We start from the raw sequence: 20,551 nt of genomic DNA, 5'->3' as shown, positions 1-20,551 counted from the left end.
CAACCGCATTTCATCTGACACACCGCATCAGCCGATTTTACGACTGCTTCGCAGCCGAACGGGGGCAAGCCCCCTCGCCACAGGGATACCGGTCGGCTTCCAAGACTTGCATCTTCCCCACCCCGCCCGCATTAATTACGGCATGAACCTGCCCATCCCCGCAGACAGTGCCCTGGCCGGCTTCCATCCCGCCGTCAGCGCCTGGTTCAGCCACACTTTCCCGACGGTCACCGCCGCCCAGGCCCGGGCGTGGCCGTTGATTCGTCAGCATCGCTCGACGTTGATCGCCGCGCCCACCGGCTCCGGCAAAACCCTGACCGCATTCCTCGCCGTGCTGGATGTTCTGGTCCACCAGGGACTCGAAAATAACGGCGTGTTGCCCGACGAAACCCTGGTGGTCTACGTCTCACCACTAAAAGCGCTGTCCAACGACATCCAGATCAACCTGCAAAACCCGCTGGCCGGGATCACCGAGCAATTGCGCGTGATGGGCCTGCCCGAATTGCAGATCAACACCGCCGTGCGCACCGGCGATACCCCACAAAAAGACCGCTCGGCGATGCGCAGGACCGCGCCGCACATTCTGGTGACCACCCCGGAATCCCTTTACGTGCTGCTCGGTTCCGACTCGGGCCGGAAAATGCTGAGCACCACGCGGACGGTAATCGTCGATGAAATCCACGCCATCGCCGCCAGCAAGCGCGGCAGCCACTTGGCGTTGAGCCTGGAGCGATTGCAGGCGTTGTGCCCGCACCCGCTGATGCGCATCGGCCTGTCCGCCACGCAGAAACCTATCGAAGCGGTGTCGCGTTTTCTCGTCGGGCGTGATCGTGAGTGCGAAATCATCGACATCGGCCACGCCCGCCCACGGGATCTGGGCATCGAAGTGCCGCCGGTGCCGCTCTCGGCAGTCATGGCCAATGACGTCTGGGAACTGGTCTACGACCGCCTCGCCGCCCTCGCCCGCGAACATCGCACCACGCTGATTTTCGTCAACACCCGGCGTCTCGCCGAACGCCTGAGCCGGCACCTGAGCGAGCGCCTCGGCAAAGAAGCCGTGGCCGCGCACCACGGCAGCCTGGCCAAGGAGTTTCGCCTCGACGCCGAACAACGGCTCAAACGCGGCGACCTGCAAGTGCTGATCGCCACCGCGTCGCTGGAATTGGGCATCGATATCGGCGATGTCGATCTGGTCTGCCAGATCGCTTCGCCGCGCTCGATTGCCGGCTTCCTGCAACGGGTCGGCCGTTCCGGGCACCAGGTCGGCGGCACGCCAAAAGGCCGGTTGTTCGCCACCACCCGCGACGATTTGATCGAATGCGCCGCGCTGCTCGACTGCGTACGCCGGGGCGAACTCGACACTTTGCTGATCCCGGTCGCGCCACTGGACGTGCTGGCGCAGCAGATCATCGCCGAGGTCAGTTGCCAGGAGTGGCAGGAAGACGCGCTGCTGGAAATGTTCCGCCAGGCCTCGCCCTACGCCAGCCTCGATGAAAAACACTATCAGGCGCTGCTGCACATGCTCGCCGAGGGCTACAACGGGCGCCAGGGCATTCGTAGCGCTTACCTGCATCGCGACGCCGTGAGCCGCACCCTGCGCGGTCGCCGTGGTGCCAAACTGACTGCCGTGACCAGCGGCGGCACCATTCCGGATAACGCCGACTACAGCGTGCTGCTGGAACCCCAAGGGCTGAACATCGGCAGCGTCAACGAAGACTTCGCCGTGGAAAGCATCGCCGGGGATGTGTTTCAGCTCGGCAACACCTCATACCGCATCCTGCGCATCGATACCGGCAAGGTCCGGGTCGAAGACGCTCAGGGCCAGCCACCGACCATTCCGTTCTGGCTCGGCGAAGCGCCGGGGCGCAGCGCGGAACTGTCGTTTGCGGTGGCGCGCCTGCAAGCGCAACTCGATGAACTGCTTGGCGCTACGCCCGGCAACTTGCAGCCCGCCATCGACTGGCTGACGGACACCCTCGGCCTCAACCTCGCCAGCGCTGATCAACTGGTGGATTACCTCGCACGTGCACGCCTGACCTTGGGCGCCCTGCCGTCCCAGGACACGTTGCTGATGGAGCGGTTTTTCGACGAGTCCGGCGGCACCCAACTGATCATCCATACGCCGTTCGGCAGTCGCATCAACCGCGCCTGGGGCCTGGCCCTGCGCAAGCGCTTCTGCCGCACCTTCAACTTCGAATTGCAGGCCGCCGCCAGTGAAGATGCGATCGTGCTGTCGCTGTCCACCAGCCACAGCTTTGAACTCGATGACGTCTGGCGCTACCTGCATAGCAACAGCGCCGAGCACCTGCTGATTCAAGCCGTGCTCGAAGCGCCGCTGTTCGGCGTGCGTTGGCGCTGGAATGCCGGGGTCGCCCTGGCGTTGCCGCGCTACACCGGTGGGCGCAAGGTCGCGCCGCAGATCCAGCGGATGAAAAGTGAAGACCTGATTGCCAGCGTGTTTCCCGACCAGATTGCCTGCGTGGAAAACCTCGCCGGCGAACGGGAAGTGCCCGAGCATCCGCTGGTGGAACAAACCCTCGACGATTGCCTGCACGAGGCCATGGACACCGAAGGCTGGCTCGCGCTGCTGCGACGCATGGAAAGTGGCGACGTTCGCCTGATCAGCCGCGACCTGCCGGCGCCCTCACCGCTGGCGGCAGAAATCCTCAGCGCCCGGCCCTACACCTTTCTCGACGATGCGCCGCTGGAAGAACGCCGCACCCAAGCTGTGCTCAACCGGCGCTGGAGCGATCCACAATCCACCGACGACCTCGGCGCACTGGATGCCGAGGCGATTCAAGCGGTGCGCGATGAAGCCTGGCCCGCGCCCACTCGCGTCGATGAAATGCACGAAGCGCTGATGAGCCTGGCGTGCGTTTCTGACACCGAAGCTCAAGCCAATCCGCATTGGCTCGAATGGTTGAACACCCTGGCTGAGTCGGGGCGCGCCAGCCGATTGCAGATCGATAACGGGCAATCGCTGTGGTTGGCGCTGGAGCGGCTGACCTGCCTGCGGGCGATTTATCCACAGGCGGTTTTAACGCCACCACTGCAAGCGTTGCCCGGTTTCGATGAAGCCTGGGACACCGATGAAGCGGTGCTGGAAGTGATTCGTGCGCGGCTCAGCGGGTTTGGTCCGCTGCCGTTGAGCGCGATTGCCGAACCGCTGGGATTAACGGCGCCTCAAGTCACTCAAGCCCTGGCGCAACTGGAGCGCGAAGGTTATGTGCTGCGCGGGCAATTCACGCCCGGCGCCGCTGTTGACGAATGGTGCGAACGACATCTGCTGGCGCGGATTCATCGCTACACGGTCAAGCGGCTGCGTCGGGAAATCGAGCCGGTGGCGTTGCAGGATTTCATGCGATTTCTGTTCGACTGGCAGCATTTGTCCCCCGCCACCCAAGGCCAGGGCAGCGCGGTGTTGCCGGCGATTGTCAGTCAATTCGAAGGCTACCCCGCCGCTGCATCGGCGTGGGACAGCGACATCCTGCCGGCGCGGCTCAAGGACTATTCGCCGAGTTGGCTGGATGATCTGTGCCGCAGCGGCAAACTGGTGTGGACGCGCCTGACTGCGCGCAACAAAAGCGCGAGCACGGCACTGCGCAGCACGCCGATTCTGCTGCTGCCACGCAGTCAGGTCGGATTGTGGAGCGGCTTGACCGAGCAGACGCCGGTGAGTGAACTCTCACCCAAGACGCAAAAAGTCTTCGAGGCGCTGAGTCAGCACGGCGCGTTGTTTTTCGATGAGCTGATCCACGAAGCGCACCTGCTGCGCGCGGAGCTGGAAATCGCCTTGCAGGAGCTGGTGGGTGCCGGGTTGGTGAACGCCGACAGCTTCGCCGGCCTGCGCGCGTTAATCACCCCGGCGAGCAAACGCCAGCAACGTAGCAGTCGCCGGGGGCGCGGGGCATTTGTCGGCGGCATGGACGATGCCGGGCGCTGGGCTCTGTTGCGACGCGGGCCGCCAGCGCCGGTTGTGGATAACAAGCGACCGGCGCCGACGCCGAGCGACACCCTGGAACATATCGCCATGACTTTGCTGCGCCGCTACGGCGTGTTGTTCTGGCGCTTGCTGGAACGCGAGGCGGACTGGTTGCCGAGTTGGCGCGAATTGTTGCGCACGTTTCACCGACTGGAGGCGCGAGGCGAGATTCGCGGCGGGCGGTTTGTTAGTGGTTTGGCCGGTGAACAGTTTGCGTTGCCCGAGGCAATTCCGTTGCTACGGGAGGTGCGGCGCCGGCCCCATGACGGGAGTCTGGTGGCGGTATGCGGGGTTGATCCGCTGAACCTGGCCGGGACGTTATTGCCGGGGGCAAAAGTGCCGGCGTTGGCGAGTAATCGGCTGGTGTATCGGGATGGGTTGCCGGCCGCCGCAGAGATGGCGGGCAAGCAGGTTTTTTGGGTGGAGTTGGATCAGCAGGCATCGGCGGAACTGCACACTAAGCTGACTCGCCACCACCCTTTGTAGGAGCGAGGCTTGCCCGCGAAGGCGATCTGTCAGTCGACATCTTTATTGCCTGTAACGGCCTCTTCGCGGGCAAGCCTCGCTCCTACAGGTCGTGTGTTGATCGTTCCCACGCTCTGCGTGGGAATGCAGCCAGGGACGCTCTGCGTCCCAAAAGCGGACGCGGAGCATCCGTTGAGGCATTCCCACGCAGAGCGTGGGAACGATCAGTGGGGTGGGTTATTGAGTTCGCGGTTGATTCGGCAGCAGCACCGGCGAATTCTCTGGCGTCGGCCCTTCCTCTTCCACGCCATCCACCGCCCGATGCGGCATCAAAACCTGCTGTGGATAAGTCTGCGCGAAGTGCACCCACGGACTGTTATCCACAAGTTTTTTCAAGCGCTGGTTAAATGCCCGGCTCACCGCATACTGCCCGCCCGACACCGTGCGGAACTGTGCGGTCAGCACCACGCCGTTGAGGTCCATTTTGTCGACGCCGAACACATCCAGCGGACCTTGCAAGTTGTACTTGAGGAACGCATCGTCGCGGATCGAATCACCGGCCTCGCGGATCAGCTCAATCGCCTTGTCCACATCGGTGTCGTAGGTGAACTGCACCGAGAAAAACGCATAGGCGAATTGCCGTGATTGGTTAGTCACTGCCTTGATCTGCCCGAACGGCACCGAATGCACAAAACCCTTGCCGTCGCGCAGGCGCAAGGTGCGGATGGTCAGGCCCTCGACGGTGCCGGCGTGACCGGAGTCGAGCACCACCCAGTCGCCAATCGACAGCGTGTCTTCGATGATGATGAACAGCCCGGTGATCACGTCCTGCACCAGTTGCTGGGAACCGAAACCGATGGCCAAACCGACCACCCCGGCACCCGCCAGCAGCGGTGCAACGTTGATCCCCAGGTTGGCCATGGTGGTGATCGCGCAGATCACCACCAGGATGATTTTGATCGCGTTGCGCAGCAGCGGCAGGATGGTTTTGACCCGCGTACTCGGTTGCCGCGCCGAGCGTTTGCTGACCGGCGGTTTCAACGCTTCCTGAATCGCCGTGTCGAGCACCACCCACAACAGCCAGGTCACCAGGAAGATCAAACCGATGCTGCTCAGCGCATTACCAATCGCGCGGCCCACAGTGTTTTGCTCGGCGAACTCGAACAGCGAAATGCCCCAGATGCGCCCGAGGATCTCGATGAAGGCCACGGCCATGACGATCCGCAGCAAGGCGTGCAGCAAGCTGAGAAAGCGATCCTTGTAGGCGCTGCTGCGCTGGAATCTTTCGACTTTGCGGGATTTGAACAGGTGCTGGAAAATCGTGCTCAGGAACACCGTGGCGATCAGCAATATCGTGGTGAACAACGCGCAGCGCAGGGCTTTCTGGTTGTCCTCGCCGACGCCGATCAGGTTGATCGCCGAGACCATCACCATCAGCAAAATCGGCCAGTACCAGAGCCCGGAAAAAATCCGCAAGGATTCTTGCAGCGACGGTTGTTTGAGGCGCTGGGCCAAGGGACGGTTGCGGATCAGGTGCGCTACCGGGCGTCTTATCCGAATAACCAGGTAACCGAAGATGATCGAGGCAAACAGCCCGGTGAACACCGCCACGCTGCTGGTGATATTGCCGCCCAGTTGCCGGGCAATCTGCGGGCTGGTCAACGCATCGCTGAGCGCCGCGAGGAAGCCGATCAGGAACAGCAATTTGGGACAAAAGTCACGAATGATCTGCACCGCCGGGCGCTTGTGGCCGGTGTTGAACATGACGATCACGCACAGCAACATCGAGGTCGAGAAAATGCCGCTGCTGGTAGCGTAGGCAAAACACAAGGCCAACGCCCGCCCTGCCGAGGCTTGCAGGAAATGGCTGACGTAGAGGGTTAGTGGCAGGCTGGCGATCGCTGGCAGTGTGTAAGGCATCAAGTAACTGAGCAGGTCCTGGCTGCGCTGGCGGGTACACAACCACCGGTTTTGGCTCAGGCGTTTAGCGGCAATCCCGCCAAGTACCGTGAGCAAGGCAAAGGTGCCGAGCCAGACGCCGGACAGCATCAGGAAATCCCCGGTCACGCTCCAGCCGGAGCGCGCCGACGGCTGGTTGACCAGTTTGTCGACTTCGTCAGCGGCCCGGTCCGCCCGCACGCGCCAGGCGTCCACCAGGTTGTCGTTGAGGTCGAGTTTGTCCTGCACGTCGTCGATGCTGGAGCTGATGGCCCCCAACAACCCGCCCTGGACCAGTGGTTCAGGTTTGGCTGGCGCCTCAGCGGTGGCGGGAACGCCCGGCAGCGCGGCGGCTTCCAGCTCGCCGCTGCCCAGAATCAGCAACGCCCCCAGTAGTATCGCGGTCTTGAACTTGAACAAAACGCGGAGCTCCTTGCGAAGGGTCTGTAAGGAACTGATCGGCAAATGCCCGGCAAGTTCGGTTTTGGGGTGAAATCAAGGGCCACCCCTCACCCCAGCCCTCTCCCCAGAGGGGAGAGGGAGCCGACCGAGTTGTACTTAGAGCCACATCGACCTGAGATACCGAGCCGAACTCAGGTTTTGAAAAGCACAGAGATCTGCTCCCTTTCCCCCTCTCCCCCTTGGGGAGAGGGCTGGGGTGAGGGGTGGCCCTTGATCTTTGCGCTCAAGGCAAATATCAAATGCTCATCCCTGTATTTTTCCGCATAACCCAAACCCCGACACTGCGCTCCATCAAATAACCCACCGGAGTTGCAGTCATGCCCATTGCCTTGCTCGCGCTGACCCTCAGCGCCTTCGCCATCGGGACGACAGAGTTCGTCATCGTTGGCCTGTTACCCACCATCGGCGCCGACCTCGGGGTCAGCCTGCCGTCCGCCGGCCTGTTGGTCAGCCTCTACGCCCTGGGTGTGGCCATCGGCGCGCCGGTGCTGACCGCCCTCACCGGCAAGGTCCCGCGCAAATTGCTGCTGTTGTCGCTGATGGTGCTGTTCACCCTCGGCAACCTGCTGGCCTGGAAGGCGCCGAGCTACGAATCGCTGATCATTGCGCGGATCGTCACCGGCCTGGCCCACGGGGTGTTTTTCTCGATTGGCTCGACCATCGCCACCAGCTTGGTGCCGAAGGAAAAAGCCGCCAGTGCTATCGCGATCATGTTCACTGGTCTGACCGTGGCGCTGGTCACCGGCGTGCCGTTGGGGACGTTTATCGGTCAGCATTTCGGCTGGCGTGAAACCTTCCTCGCCGTATCGGCGCTGGGTGTGATCGCATTTATCGGCAGCCTGATTTACGTGCCGAAAAACATTACCCACAGCAAACCCGCCTCGTTGCTGGAACAACTGCAAGTGCTGAAACAACCGCGCCTGCTATTGGTATACGCCATGACGGCGGTCGGTTACGGCGGCTCGTTTATCGCGTTCACTTTCCTGGCACCGATTCTTCAGGACATTTCGGGTTTCAGCGCCAGCACGGTCAGCCTGGTGCTGCTGGTGTACGGCATCTCGGTGGCGGTCGGTAACATCTGGGGCGGCAAACTGGCGGATAAACGCGGCCCGATCAGCGCGCTGAAAATTATCTTCGCCCTGCTCGCTGCCGTGCTGTTTGTGCTGACCTTTACCGCCGGCAATCCATGGTTGGCCCTCGCCACTGTGCTGGTCTGGGGTGCGGTCGCGTTCGGCAACGTGCCGGGCCTGCAGGTGTATGTGGTGCGTCAGGCCGAACATCACACCCCGAATGCGGTGGACGTGGCTTCGGGCCTGAACATCGCCGCGTTCAACCTCGGAATTGCCGGGGGTGCGTGGGGCGGTGGCCTGATCGTGGCGAATATGGGATTGATCCATACCGCGTGGATTGGTGGCCTGGTGGTGTTGGTGGCCCTGGCGCTGACGGTGTGGAGTGGGCGGCTTGATCGGCTTGGGCCGGTGTATGCCGAGAGCTCGACCCGGGTCGTCACTGGCCACTGATCACTCACCTGTGGGAGCGGGCTTGCTCGCGAAGGCGGCGGCACATCCGAAATTGATGTGACTGACACACCGCTTTCGCGAGCAAGCCCGCTCCCACAGTTGATTTGTGGTGTCTTTGAGAAAATTTACCGTCCGTAGCTCCATGGAAACTTTCTCGTTTGCCCGACAGTCATCAAAAGACGGAGGGCATTCTACGGGGAGGACACATGGCGGCGATTCATATCGGTATTTCCGGCTGGCGCTATACACCGTGGCGCGGGGGGTTTTACCCGAAGGGGCTGACCCACAAGCGCGAATTGCAATTTGCCTCGCGGGCGGTCAACAGCATTGAAATCAATGGATCGTTCTACGCCCTGCAACGGCCTGAACGCTATCTGCAGTGGTACGAAGAAACCCCACGGGGCTTCGTCTTCAGCGTCAAGGCCCCGCGTTTCATCACCCATATCAAGCGCCTGCGGGACATCCATAAACCCTTGGCGAATTTCTTCGCCTCGGGGGTGCTGGAGCTCCAGGAAAAACTCGGCCCGATCCTCTGGCAATTTCCCCCCAGCTTCAAATTCGACGCCGAATTGTTTGAACACTTCCTCGAACAACTGCCGCACAACACCGAACAAGCCGCCGCCCTCGCCCGCCAGCACGATGCCCATGTAAATGGCCACGCGAGCCTGAAGGCCCACGGCAAAAAACCGCTGCGCCACGCCGTGGAAATTCGCCACGACAGTTTTGTCGACCCTGCCTTCACCCGTTTGCTGCGACGCTACAACACCGCCCTGGTGATTGCCGATACCGCCGGCAAATGGCCGTATCGCGAAGACCTCACTAGTGATTTTGTCTACCTGCGCCTGCACGGTGCCGAGGAACTCTACGCCAGCGGCTACACGCCCGAGGCGCTGGAACGCTGGGGCGATCGGATCGAAGCGTGGAATCACGGCGGGCAACCATCAGACCCACAGCTGATCGCACCGCGACAAAAACCCAAGGTGCGCAAATCACGGGAAGTGTTCTGCTATTTCGATAACGACATCAAGGTCCGTGCGCCCTTCGACGCCCGCAGCCTGCTGGAGCGGTTCCATCTCGACAACGACCTCGCCACCCGCCCCGGCGAGCCCGCCGCCGAAGGAGTGCTGCCATGAGCATTTCCGAACCGGTCGGCAGCACCGACGAGCAACAAACCATTATCACTGCCGTGCGCCGCTTTACCGTGCTGACGGTCAACACCCACAAGGGTTTCACCGCGCTCAACCGACGCTTCATCCTGCCCGAATTGCGCGAAGCGGTGCGCAGCGTGTCCGCCGACGTGGTGTTTTTGCAGGAAGTCCACGGCACCCACGAGCAGCATCCCCAGCGCTACAGCAACTGGCCGACGATGCCGCAATACGAATTCCTCGCCGACACCCTGTGGCCGCAGTTCGCCTATGGCCGCAACGCGGTGTACCCGGCGGGGGATCACGGCAATGCGTTGCTCTCGAAATTCCAGATCATCCGCCACGACAACCTCGACGTGTCGATCAGCGGCCACGAGAACCGTGGCCTCTTGCATTGCGTGCTGCGATTGCCAGGTGACGGCCGGGAAGTGCACGCGATTTGCGTCCACCTCGGGCTGCATGAAGCTCACCGCACAGCACAACTGAAGCTGTTGGCCCGACGCCTCGAAGAGCTGCCCGACGATGCGCCGGTGATCGTCGCCGGTGACTTCAACGATTGGCGCCAGCGGGCCGATGCGCTGCTCAAACCCTGTGGCTTGCGCGAAGTCTTCACCGAACACCACGGCAAACCCGCGCGCAGTTTTCCGGCACGAATGCCAGCGTTGCGCCTGGACCGTATCTACGTGCGCAACCTCAAGGCCAGCCATCCGCAAGTGTTGGCGGCGCGGCCCTGGTCTCACCTTTCCGACCACGCACCGCTTTCGGTGGAGATCGAGCTATGAACAATCCCTCGATGGAGAAAGCCACCGTGGAAGAGATTCCCGCGCCATCTATGGTCGAGCCGGCGCCGGTTGACGTCGAATATGCCTGGCAAGGCAACAACCGGATCGAGTTGCTGGAAAACGGTGAAGCGTATTTCCCGCGGGTATTCGAGGCCATGCGCGAGGCCAAGACTGAAATCCTCCTGGAAACCTTCATTGTCTTCGAAGACAAAGTCGGCAATGAGCTGCAGCAAGTGCTTATCGAAGCCGCGCAAAGGGGCGTGCGCGTTACCGCCAGCCTCGACGGTTTTGGTTGCGGAGAGCTGAGTACCGCCTATCTCGCGGCGTTGAATGCGGCCGGCGTGCACATTCAAATGTTCGATCCGGCGCCAAAGCATTTGGGGATACGCACCAACTGGTTCCGCCGCCTGCACCGCAAGATTGTGGTGGTCGATGGCACGATTGCGTTTCTCGGTGGGATCAACTTTTCCGCTGACCACCTGGCCGATTTCGGCCCCGAGGCCAAGCAGGATTATTCCGTGGAAGTGCAAGGGCCGGCGGTGGCGGACATTCATCACTTCGCCCTGCTGCAAAGCGGTCGTCCGGCCAGGGCCAAGTATTGGTGGCAACGCCGCCGCCAACGACGTTCGGAACTGGCATTCAGCGACCACGATGGCCAGGTCCGGTTAGTGTTCCGTGACAACGGCGACCATCGCACCGACATCGAAGAGGTTTACCGGCAGGTGCTGCGCAGCGCCCAGCGCCGCGTCGTTATTGCCAACGCCTACTTTTTCCCCGGTTTTCGCCTGCTGCGCGAGATTCGTAACGCTGCTCGCCGTGGGGTTGATGTGCGGCTGATCCTGCAAGGTCAGCCGGACATGCTGGTGGCCAAACTGGCCGCGCGGATGACCTACGACTATCTGCTCAAGTCCGGCGTACAGATTCACGAATATTGCGAGCGACCGCTGCACGGCAAAGTCGCGCTGGTGGATGAAGACTGGAGCACCGTCGGTTCGAGCAACCTCGACCCGCTGAGCCTGTCGATGAACCTGGAAGCCAATGTGTTGATCCGCGACCGAACCTTCAACCGCCAATTGTTTGAGCGCCTTGAAGACCTGAGCACTAACCATTGCAAAGTCATGTCGCCGGACAAGGCTCCGCGCGGGCGGGTCTGGCACATGACCGTGGGCTTTCTGGTGTTCCACTTCCTGCGGCACTTCCCGGCGTGGGCTGGATGGCTGCCGGCGCATAAACCGCGGTTGAAACCCTTCATCCATCCGGCCGGGAGCGACAATCATGAGCCGCTCTGAAGCGCACTCGGTAACCCACACCGACAGCCCGAGCCCTGCCCCAGTAAAAAAAGCACGTTGGAGCCGCTGGAAAAAGCCGCTGACGATGCTGTTTTTCCTGGCACTGATCGTACTGTTCACGATGCTGGCCCAGCGCATTGAATGGAACGAAGTGTTCGACACCCTGGCCGACTTCAAGGTGCGCACACTGATCATCGCTTCGGGGCTGACGCTGGTGAGCTTCCTGGTGTACGCCAGCTTCGATTTGATCGGCCGCACTTACATCCGCCAGGACCTGACCTGGAAACAGATCCTGCCGGTGGGGATCATCAGCTACGCCTTCAACCTCAACCTGAGCGCGTGGGTCGGCGGCATCGCCATGCGTTATCGACTGTATTCGCGGCTGGGCGTGAGTAAAGGCAACATCGCGAAAATCCTCGGGCTGAGCCTGGCGACAAACTGGTTTGGTTACATGGTGATCGCTGGCGCGATCTTCAGCAGCGGCTTGGTGAGAATGCCACCGGGGTGGAAGCTGAGCAGCGATGCGTTGCAAGGCGTCGGGGTGTTGCTGCTGGTGATCAGCGCGGGGTATCTGGCGGCGTGTCGGTTTTCCAAGCGTCGAGAGTGGGCGATTCGCGGGGTGGAAATCGACTTGCCATCACTGCGCATGGCGCTGCTGCAACTGGCGCTCGGGGCGTTGAACTGGTCGTTGATGGCGGCGGTGATTTTCACCCTGCTGCCGAGCAAACTGGATTATCCGTTGGTGCTGGGGGTGTTGCTGATCAGCGCGATTGCCGGGGTCATTACGCACATTCCGGCGGGGCTTGGGGTGCTGGAGGCGGTATTCGTGGCGCTGCTGCAACATGAAGCGTCGCGGGGCAGTCTGGTGGCGGGGTTGCTGGCCTATCGGGCGATTTATTTCATCTTGCCGTTGTTGATTGCGTTGGTGATGTATCTGTTGGTGGAGGCCAAGGCCAAGTCGTTGCGGATTGCCAAAAAACCTCGGGATTAAAAGCAAAATCAAAAGATCGCAGCCTTCGGCAGCTCCTACAGGTGAACGCATTTCAATGGAGGAGCTGCCGAAGGCTGCGATCTTTTGATCTTGCTGCAATCACGATGATTGAATAATGCTCAACCGCTCCCCCACCACCATTTCCGTGATCCAGTCCACGAGGATCGAGGTATAGGCCTGTTGTGCAACGGGGTCGCTCAGGGCGTGGTCGGCGCCGTCGATGATGCGGTGGGTCAGCGAATGGGTCTGCTGGCACGCCGCCCGGTAACTCATGATGGTCGCATGGGGAATGTGGTCGTCCGTCTCGGACTCCACCAACAACACATCCCCGGTGAACGCCGCGCAGGCATGCAGCGCCCGGTTGTTGTCGGCGTGCACCAACGTGCTGCGGTAATCAAGCAAATCCACCTTATCCAGGTCGCGTTTGGGCGTGTGCCATAGCTCGTCGCGATACAGCGCTGGCACCCGCAGCGCCAGCCAACGCACCGGGCGCAATGACGTGAGGATCGCCGCCAGGTAACCACCATAACTGGTGCCGACCACGGCGATCGCCGAGGTGTCGAGGGCCGGGTGGGCGAGCAAGCGGTCGTAGGCCGCGAGCAGGTCACGCAGGTTGTCTTCACGGGTCACTTTCGATAACGCGATGCCGGAGCCACCCGTGTGACCGCGCAGGTCGAAGGTCAGACAGACACAGCCCAAACCGGCGATGCCTTTGGCTCGTTCCAGATCCCGTTCCTGACTGCCGCCCCAGCCGTGCACAAACAGCACGCCCGGGACTTTCGATTTAGGGCTGAGAAAATGCCCGGTCATCTGTTCGCCGTCGATGTCGATTTCGATGGTTTCGCTTCTAGCCGTCATAGGATTTGACCGTTACGTACTTGAGAAGAAAGTCGCTGTTTTCCGCCGGGCCGCGATACACCTCTATGGCGTCCGCCGGCAGTGGCTGATCGATGTAGGTTTCGACCGAAGACACGCAAATCGCGCGCATCCCTGGATCGTTGATGAAGCTTTGCAACGCCGCGATTTCGGCACTGCTGGCACCGCCCATGCGCCAGGATTGTTCGAGTACGCCACTGCGCTGTTTGCCGTGGCTGTCCAGACCCTGGGCGATGTCGTAATTGCGCCGCGAGGCGTAGAAACCGGGATAGGCTTCATCGGCGGCACTGTCGAACACCTGGGCTTGCCGGATCGCCAGGCGCACATCTTCAGGGAGTTCCAGTTCCAGCAGATCCTCGTAGTAACCCTGCACGACCAACAGATTGGAACCGCCATATACCTGCTCGCCCTGGCCGTCTTCGGTCAAGTATTGATCACCGCAGTAACTCAGCACCGTGTCGCCGATGAACGTCTGGCCGACGCTGTGGGTAATCACTTGATCGAGGTCCTGTTCCAGCACCACCCCTTCGGTAAACAGTTGCCCGGCGTCGGGCCGGGCGAGGATGGCGTCGAACTGGTCGAGGCTTTTGATCACCTCTTGACCACGTCCAGCGCAGGCGTGAATCGGTTTGAGGCGGATCGGACCGCTGTACAGCAAGTGCTCCGCCGCTGGCCGGGCATCTTCCAGAGAAAATACGCTGAGGCCATCTAGCACGACCGTGCGCACCCGTTCGCAAAACAGCGGTGACCAGCCTTCCGGGGCATGCGCAAAGCGATTGAGCAAACCGTGGCTGATGGCTTTGGTGCAGATAAAGTCGTGGTCGACATAGCCGCCCCACAAATCTTCCGGTCCCTTGACGCCAAACTGAAGCGCAGCGGCAGCGCCGACTAACGTCTGGGTCGGCAACAGATACAGATCACGCCCGCTGTGCAATTCGGGATCGTAGCTGCCGCCGTATTTGAGCCCGAGGATCTGCGCCAGCCAACGGGCCAGCGCACGATTGGTTTCGACTTCGTGCAGCGGGGCTTCGGGCCGCACGGAATGGGCGACGACCAGTTTTTTGCGATTTGTTGGGGTCATGCGTCCCCCTTCAATCTGCGCTGATGAATGTAGCTTGAGGGGTGCAGAGATCAGGCCAACGGAGGCTGAAGAGAAATGGCTTTCAGATCAGGCGGTTGCTCAAACGATGATGGCGCAAGGCCTGTTTGATTCTGCACGACTTACTTCAAGACTAGAGCATTTTGCACGATCCGAATCTTGCACAAATCCAATGTGGGAGCGGGCTTGCTCGCGAAGGCGGTGTTTCAGCCAGCATCTATGTCTCTGATACACCGCATTCGCGAGCAAGCCCGCTCCCACAGTTTGATCTGCGGTGAAGCGGATTAGCGAGCCACGCTTACGGGCGGTGTCACTCCAAACCGCGCCCGATAATCACTCGGCGCCAACCCGGTGATTTTCTTGAACGTGGCGCGAAACGCGCTCGGGTCCTGATAGCCCACGGTCCAGGCGATGTGGTCGATGGTGCCGTTGGTGAACTCGAGCATTTCCCGGGCCTTGCCGACCCGCAGGTGCTGGCAATACTCGGTGGGTTTGAGCCCGGTTGCCGCGCGGAATCGGCGCAGGAAAGTGCGTTCTTCCAGCCCGGCCCGCTCGGCCATTGAGGTCAGCGACACATCGGTCGCCCCGGTACTTTGCAGCCAATGCTGGACCTTGAGAATCGACGCATCGCCATGGCTGAGAATCGGCGCAAAGTTGCTGCCGCACTGGCTCGCGCTGTCGCTGTGCTCGACCACCAGAAACCGCGCGGTGCCGCTGGCGATGCTCGGCCCGAGCAAACGGTCGACCATGCGCAAACCCAGCTCGGACCAAGCCATCAGCCCGGCCGTGGTGATCAGGTCGCCATCATCGACGATGGGCGTGTCAGCCTTGAGTTTGATCGCCGGGTAACGTTCGGCAAAGGTTTTGGCCGAGGTCCAGTGGGTGGTGGCGCTGCGACCGTCGAGCAGGCCGCTTTCGGCCAGCAGAATCGAACCCACGCACACGCCGCCCAGCGTCGCGCCTTGGGCATGTTGCTGACGAATCCAGCGAATCACGCCTTGGGGCGCCTGGCTTTCGGAAAAACCGCCAATCGACGGCGGGATCATCACCGCCACCAAGGCGCCGTCCGGGCCGGGATGACTGTCATACACCCGCTCGGGCACCTGATCGCCCTCACCGCGCCAATGACTGATCCGCAGCAACGGCAATTGCGCCGCCTGATGCTCGGCGGCGATCCGGTTGGCGACCCCGAACAGGTCCGTCAACCCATGCACCGCCGCCATCTGCGCGCCGGGATAGATCAACACGCCCAGTTCGACGACTGCCCTTTCTACGCCCATTGTCAGTTTTCCCCCTTCTATTGTCGGTGCGGCCAATCCTCGGCGGGCTGGCCAGCGCCAATACTTCATTCCACACCCACACACACTTCGAGGAAACACTCATGGCCAAGCAAGCGCTCATCGTAGTCGATATCCAGAACGACTACTTCCCCCAAGGCAAGTGGCCGCTGGTCGACGCCGACGCGGCGGCGGACAAGGCCGTGCGCCTGATCAATGCCTTTCGCGAGGCCGGTGATCCGGTGGTGCATATCCGCCACGAATTCACCTCCGACGCAGCACCGTTCTTCACGCCAGGTTCCGAAGGCGCGAAGCTGCACCCCAAAGTCCTCAACCGCGCCGACGAACCGGTGGTGCTCAAGCATTTCGTCAACTCGTTCCGTGAAACCGAACTGGAAGCCATCCTCGACGAGCAAGGCATCGAAAATCTGGTGGTCGTCGGCAGCATGAGCCACATGTGCGTCGATGGCATCACCCGCGCCGCCGCCGACCTTGGCTATACCGTGACGGTTATCCACGACGCCTGCGCCACTCGTGATCTGGAGTTCAACGGTGTGACGGTGCCGGCCGCTCACGTGCATGCAGCGTTTATGGCATCCCTGGCTTTTGCTTATGCGAGCGTGGTGTCGGCGGAAGAATTCCTCGCCAGCTGACACCACCGAAACAACTGGATAAACAAAAAGGCCCTCAGCGTTCTCGCGCTGCGGGCCTTTGTATTTCCGTACGTAAAAAATCTCACGCGTGAGCTATTGAGAGGCGCAAAAATTCACTGTAGTGTTTCTCACGCGTGAGATTTCACAACGGAGTCACCAGTATGAAAAGTAGCTCTCCATCAGGTCCGCCTGCCGAGTCTGTTACCGATACAGCGAGCCGCAAGGGAGAGCGCTCAAAACCGTCCGCGAAAAAACCGTCGAGCTTCTACATGAAGCAGATGCGCGCGGGCCTGGGTGCCGCCGGTTATGTGAAACACGAGACTTGGGTGCTTCCCGAAAACCGAAGCCTGCTCAAGCAGATGGAGAAACAGCTACGCCAACCGATCCTGGCTGGCTCATTCATGTCGGAGAATTACATGAGCGCAGGTACTAACTGGAACATCGACCGCCTCTTCAGCGCCCTCCAGGCCCTGGATGAAGTGGTTTCCAACGACATCACCCTTTCCCTCGTTCAGGGCGCCGAGCCTAGCATCAAGCTGGAAATGAACGACTTCGGCGGTTTGCCGATTTACATTGCGGTGGTGGGCGAGCAGATCATCGTCGACACCGTGCTGGTAGACGTCGAGTCGATCAAGGACGTGCCGGCCTTTAACGATGCCGTACTGCGTAGCCGTGAACTGTTCCCGCTGTCCTCGATCGGTATCGAGTCGATGCCGAATGGACAGGTCGTCTACAACATGTTCGGCGCATTGAGCTCCGATTCCAGCCTGACCAACGTTGTGACCGAGGTCAAAACCCTCGTCGACAACGTCCAGCGCGCCAGCGAAGCCTTTGAACGGTTCTTCCATTAATTTTTCAGGAATAGGGGATATCCAATGACTCAGTCCATTTGGAGCAAATTGTTCACCGCGCTGCGCGGCGGCGCCAGCGAAGTCGGCGAAGCCATCGTTGACCAGCAAGCCCTGCGTATCCTCGACCAGGAAATCCGCGATGCCGACAGCGCCCTGGCCAACGCCAAGCGTGAGCTGGTCACCATCATGGCCAAGCACAAGCTGTCGGCTGATCGCGTGGCCGAGTACAACGCCAAGATCAAAGACCTGGAAACCAAGGCCATGGCTGCGATCCAGGCCAACCGCGAAGACCTGGCGATGGAAGTGGCCGAAGCCATTTCGACCCTGACCAACGAACTCGATGTCGAGCAGAAGCAGGCCACCGAATTCGGCGGTTACGCTGACAACATGCGTAAAGACATCACCAAGGCTGAAAACCGCATCAAGAGCCTGCGCCAGCAAGTGGACATGGCCAAGGCGCGCGAAAGCGTGCAGAAAGCCCAGGTCAGCGCTTCGATTGCCAGTGGCGGCGCCAACGGCAAGCTGGAAACCGCCGTCGGTACGTTGAATCGCCTGCAAGCCAAACAGCAGCAACGCGCTGCCGAGCTGGAAGCCCAGGACCAACTGGCCGATGCGTCGACCGGCACCGGCCTGGAACGCAAACTGCGCGAAGCCGGCATTACTCCGGATTCGGGCAGCGCCAATGCGATCCTGGAACGCCTGAAGCAAAAATCGGCTGAGTAACAGCGTCGGGCGCATAACCTAACCTGTGGGAGCGGGCTTGCTCGCGAATGCGGTGTGTCATTCAGCCTTGATGTTGCCTGACACGACGCCTTCGCGAGCACGCCCGCTCCCACATGGATGCATGTATCCCCTGGATAATTCGTTGCCGTCCCTTTTTTGTCGAGTCGAGGTCAAGGATGGATGCCCTGAAGGGTTTCAAGACAATCGCCGGCCTGGCGATCTTCATGGTCGCGCTACAAGTGCTCAACGCCGTCACCGGTTACAGCCTTCTGGCCTTTGGCCTAGTCCCGAGAACCCTCTACGGACTGCCCGGCATCCTCACCTCGCCTTTTCTCCACGCGTCTTTCGCGCACCTGAGCGCCAACCTGATTCCCTTCTTGATTCTCGGCACCCTGGTCATCGTCGACGGACTCAATCGCTTCATCGCCGTCAGTGCGATCATCATCGGCCTGGGCGGTTTGCTGGTCTGGCTGTTCGGCTTTTCCGGCGTGCACATCGGTGCCAGCGGCTGGGTGTTCGGGCTGTGGGCGTACATCCTGTCGCGCGCCTGGTTCCAGCACAGTTGGGGCAACCTGATCACGGCCATTGTCGTCGCCCTGCTGTATGGCGGCTTGGTCTTTGGCTTTCTGCCACGCCAGGGGATTTCCTTCGAGGGCCATATCGCCGGGGCTTTCGCCGGATTTATTGCAGCCAAGGTACTTCTCTCGGCGCCGCGCAACAGGTTTAATGCCGCCCGGTAAATGCAAATTCGGGCCTAGAGCATTACCTGGAACGAGCCATCCCATGGAGTCAGGGACGTCATGTCGATTTTTCTTTTGTTACGCGTGTACGCCTCGACCTTCTTCCACCGTTTCGGCTGGGCGGGACTGGCGATTGCCTTGGGCATTCACCTGAGCACGGCGTATCTCGGCCTGGTGCTTCTGGGCGAACAACACCTCACCGCCCCCGCCACGTTTACCTATTTCTATCTCACCACCACGCTCACTGTCGGCTACGGCGATCTCGCGCCGCAGACTTCGGCCGGGCGCGTTTTCGTGGCCACCTGGGTCATGCTCGGCGGCATTGCACTGCTGACGGCTGCCATTGGCAAAACCACCAGCAGCGTCATCGATGTATGGAGAAAAGGCATGAAGGGCAAAGGCGATTTCACCGGCAAGACCGGCCATACGGTGCTCATCGGCTGGGCAGGCGCGTCCAGCGAGCGGGTTATTGAGCTGTTGCTGGAGGACGAAACCTCCAACGACAACCTGATCGTCATCTGCGATTGCGACCTTGAAGAAAACCCCATGCCGGGCAAAGCGGCTTTTATCAAAGGCGAAAGCCTGTCCTCCGGCGCGCTGTTGGTGCGCGCCGGCGTGCCCGGGGCCGAACGCGTGCTGGTGCGTACTCACTCCGACGACTTGACCCTGGCCACCGTGCTGGCGGTCAATCAACTGAGCCCGATCGGGCATGTGGTCGCCCACTTCAATGAAAGTGAAATCGCCGCGCTCGCCAGCTCCTACGCGCCTAGCCTGGAATGCACCTCAAGCATGGCCATCGAGATGCTGGTGCGCGCATCCCAGGATCCAGGTTCGTCCGTGGTCATCAGTGAGTTGCTGTGCGTCGGCCAAGGCGCCACTCAATACCTGATGAAATTGCCCGAAGCTTATGTGGCAACATTCGGCGAGCTGTACGCGCAGATGAAAGAGCGCCACAACGCGACCCTCATTGGTTATCGCGCCAAAGGCGCGCAACAACCTTCGATCAATCCGCCCAACGCCACGCGCATTGAGGGCGGTGAACTCTTCTACATCGCCTCCACTCGCCTCAAGGAAATCTCCAATGGGATGGTTTAAACAGTTGATGGGGCTTGAGGCCCCGGCCGCGAATTCGAACTCAAAGTCGACAGCCCATGACACGCCGCCAGCCATCGGCCCTCTGGGCCTGGCGCAGGGCAAGGGTGTGATGTTCGATACGTCCCTGAGATTGTTGCTCGACGAAAAAACTACCGTGACCATCCCGGGCTCCCAGCAGATCTGGAGCGTCGGCCATGCCGATCTCGGGCAGTCGACCTGGCTGTCGCGCTACTACATGAACGACGAAGACTACTGGCTGCAAGTGCACACCACCGGCGACATCGCCGGGCAGGTCGAGTCGGTAATCCTGTTCAACTACCTCAGTTACGTGACCATCAACAGTGAAGCGGAACTGCGTCGACTGGCCGGCCCGCAAAGCCTGATCGGACTGCCGACCTACACCCACAACGGCGTCGAATACACCCGTGAATGGGGCACCGAGAACGGACAAACGGAATTGGTGCCCCTCAGCGAGCGCGTGAGCAATCCGGACGAGTCCTACACCATCGAGCACCGTTCGATGCTGTACGCACGCGATACCGGCCTGACCGATCGACGCGAGTTGTTGCTGTTTTCCGTGGAGGAGGACGCAGAAGGCACCATCAGCTTGAGCACTTCGCTGGGTATTTCGCTGTACACAACTGACCTGAACACTCTTTAAAA

Annotated in this window: 16 protein-coding genes; 12 read left to right on the top strand and 4 right to left on the bottom strand. The window is 60.9% G+C overall.

Annotated elements, in window-relative coordinates:
- The first annotated feature begins 142 nt into the window (after positions 1–142).
- Positions 143–4,468 carry a DNA glycosylase AlkZ-like family protein gene (locus ACWIKB_RS30920; RefSeq protein ID WP_475271256.1) on the top strand — a complete coding sequence of 1,442 codons (4,326 nt, stop codon included), beginning with the start codon at positions 143–145 and terminating at the stop codon, positions 4,466–4,468.
- 216 nt (positions 4,469–4,684) lie between these two features.
- Here ACWIKB_RS30920 and ACWIKB_RS30915 read toward each other — a convergent pair whose 3' ends face one another.
- Positions 4,685–6,805 carry a mechanosensitive ion channel family protein gene (locus ACWIKB_RS30915; RefSeq protein WP_475271255.1) on the bottom strand — a complete coding sequence of 707 codons (2,121 nt, stop codon included), beginning with the start codon at positions 6,803–6,805 and terminating at the stop codon, positions 4,685–4,687.
- Positions 6,806–7,164: 359 nt separating this feature from the next.
- Here ACWIKB_RS30915 and ACWIKB_RS30910 point away from each other — a divergent pair, with 359 nt between their 5' ends.
- The 5 genes from ACWIKB_RS30910 to ACWIKB_RS30890 all read left to right on the top strand — a co-directional run bounded on the left by ACWIKB_RS30910 (position 7,165) and on the right by ACWIKB_RS30890 (position 12,574).
- Positions 7,165–8,367, top strand: coding sequence for an MFS transporter (locus tag ACWIKB_RS30910; protein ID WP_475271254.1), 1,203 nt, complete (start codon positions 7,165–7,167; stop codon positions 8,365–8,367).
- A gap of 206 nt (positions 8,368–8,573) precedes the next feature.
- Positions 8,574–9,500 carry a DUF72 domain-containing protein gene (locus ACWIKB_RS30905; protein ID WP_475271253.1) on the top strand — a complete coding sequence of 309 codons (927 nt, stop codon included), beginning with the start codon at positions 8,574–8,576 and terminating at the stop codon, positions 9,498–9,500.
- A complete protein-coding gene (locus ACWIKB_RS30900) occupies positions 9,497–10,294 on the top strand; it encodes an endonuclease/exonuclease/phosphatase family protein (RefSeq protein ID WP_475271252.1) in 798 nt (265 codons plus the stop codon). The genes ACWIKB_RS30905 and ACWIKB_RS30900 overlap by 4 nt, the downstream gene beginning before the upstream one ends.
- On the top strand, positions 10,291–11,583 hold the full coding sequence (gene clsB, locus ACWIKB_RS30895) for a cardiolipin synthase ClsB (protein ID WP_475271251.1): 1,293 nt from the start codon (positions 10,291–10,293) through the stop codon (positions 11,581–11,583). The genes ACWIKB_RS30900 and clsB overlap by 4 nt, the downstream gene beginning before the upstream one ends.
- Positions 11,570–12,574: a lysylphosphatidylglycerol synthase domain-containing protein gene (locus tag ACWIKB_RS30890; RefSeq protein WP_475271250.1), complete on the top strand. Its 1,005-nt coding sequence runs from the start codon at positions 11,570–11,572 to the stop codon at positions 12,572–12,574. Before clsB ends, ACWIKB_RS30890 begins: the two co-directional genes overlap by 14 nt.
- Positions 12,575–12,673: 99 nt before the next feature.
- Here ACWIKB_RS30890 and ACWIKB_RS30885 read toward each other — a convergent pair whose 3' ends face one another.
- From ACWIKB_RS30885 to ACWIKB_RS30875, 3 genes are all read right to left on the bottom strand, one after another.
- Complete coding sequence (locus ACWIKB_RS30885) at positions 12,674–13,432, bottom strand: alpha/beta hydrolase family protein (protein WP_475271249.1); 759 nt, start codon at positions 13,430–13,432, stop codon at positions 12,674–12,676.
- Positions 13,422–14,531 carry a DUF3182 family protein gene (locus tag ACWIKB_RS30880; protein ID WP_475271248.1) on the bottom strand — a complete coding sequence of 370 codons (1,110 nt, stop codon included), beginning with the start codon at positions 14,529–14,531 and terminating at the stop codon, positions 13,422–13,424. The genes ACWIKB_RS30885 and ACWIKB_RS30880 overlap by 11 nt, the downstream gene beginning before the upstream one ends.
- Before the next feature lie 302 nt (positions 14,532–14,833).
- Entirely contained in the window at positions 14,834–15,829 is a 996-nt protein-coding gene (locus ACWIKB_RS30875; RefSeq protein ID WP_475271247.1) for a GlxA family transcriptional regulator, read from the bottom strand.
- 101 nt (positions 15,830–15,930) lie between these two features.
- On the opposite strand from ACWIKB_RS30875, the gene ACWIKB_RS30870 reads away from it, so the two are divergent.
- From ACWIKB_RS30870 to ACWIKB_RS30845, 6 genes are all read left to right on the top strand, one after another.
- The gene (locus ACWIKB_RS30870) at positions 15,931–16,479 is read left to right on the top strand and encodes a cysteine hydrolase family protein (protein ID WP_475271246.1); all 549 of its coding nucleotides are present in this window, start codon (positions 15,931–15,933) and stop codon (positions 16,477–16,479) included.
- A gap of 269 nt (positions 16,480–16,748) precedes the next feature.
- A complete protein-coding gene (locus ACWIKB_RS30865; RefSeq protein ID WP_475271245.1) occupies positions 16,749–17,330 on the top strand; it encodes a YjfI family protein in 582 nt (193 codons plus the stop codon).
- Positions 17,331–17,354: 24 nt separating this feature from the next.
- On the top strand, positions 17,355–18,053 hold the full coding sequence (locus ACWIKB_RS30860) for a PspA/IM30 family protein (protein WP_475271244.1): 699 nt from the start codon (positions 17,355–17,357) through the stop codon (positions 18,051–18,053).
- A 176-nt stretch (positions 18,054–18,229) separates the two neighbouring features.
- Complete coding sequence (locus ACWIKB_RS30855) at positions 18,230–18,793, top strand: rhomboid family intramembrane serine protease (RefSeq protein ID WP_475271243.1); 564 nt, start codon at positions 18,230–18,232, stop codon at positions 18,791–18,793.
- Positions 18,794–18,853: 60 nt separating this feature from the next.
- Positions 18,854–19,888 carry an ion channel gene (locus ACWIKB_RS30850; protein ID WP_475271242.1) on the top strand — a complete coding sequence of 345 codons (1,035 nt, stop codon included), beginning with the start codon at positions 18,854–18,856 and terminating at the stop codon, positions 19,886–19,888.
- Complete coding sequence (locus tag ACWIKB_RS30845; protein ID WP_475271241.1) at positions 19,875–20,549, top strand: DUF2491 family protein; 675 nt, start codon at positions 19,875–19,877, stop codon at positions 20,547–20,549. The genes ACWIKB_RS30850 and ACWIKB_RS30845 overlap by 14 nt, the downstream gene beginning before the upstream one ends.
- The last annotated feature ends 2 nt before the right edge of the window (positions 20,550–20,551 follow it).

This window comes from Pseudomonas sp. 5Vm1k (genome assembly GCF_056161485.1).
Note: the sequence above shows the minus strand (reverse complement) of the source record. Positions and strands in the feature narration are given on the sequence as shown.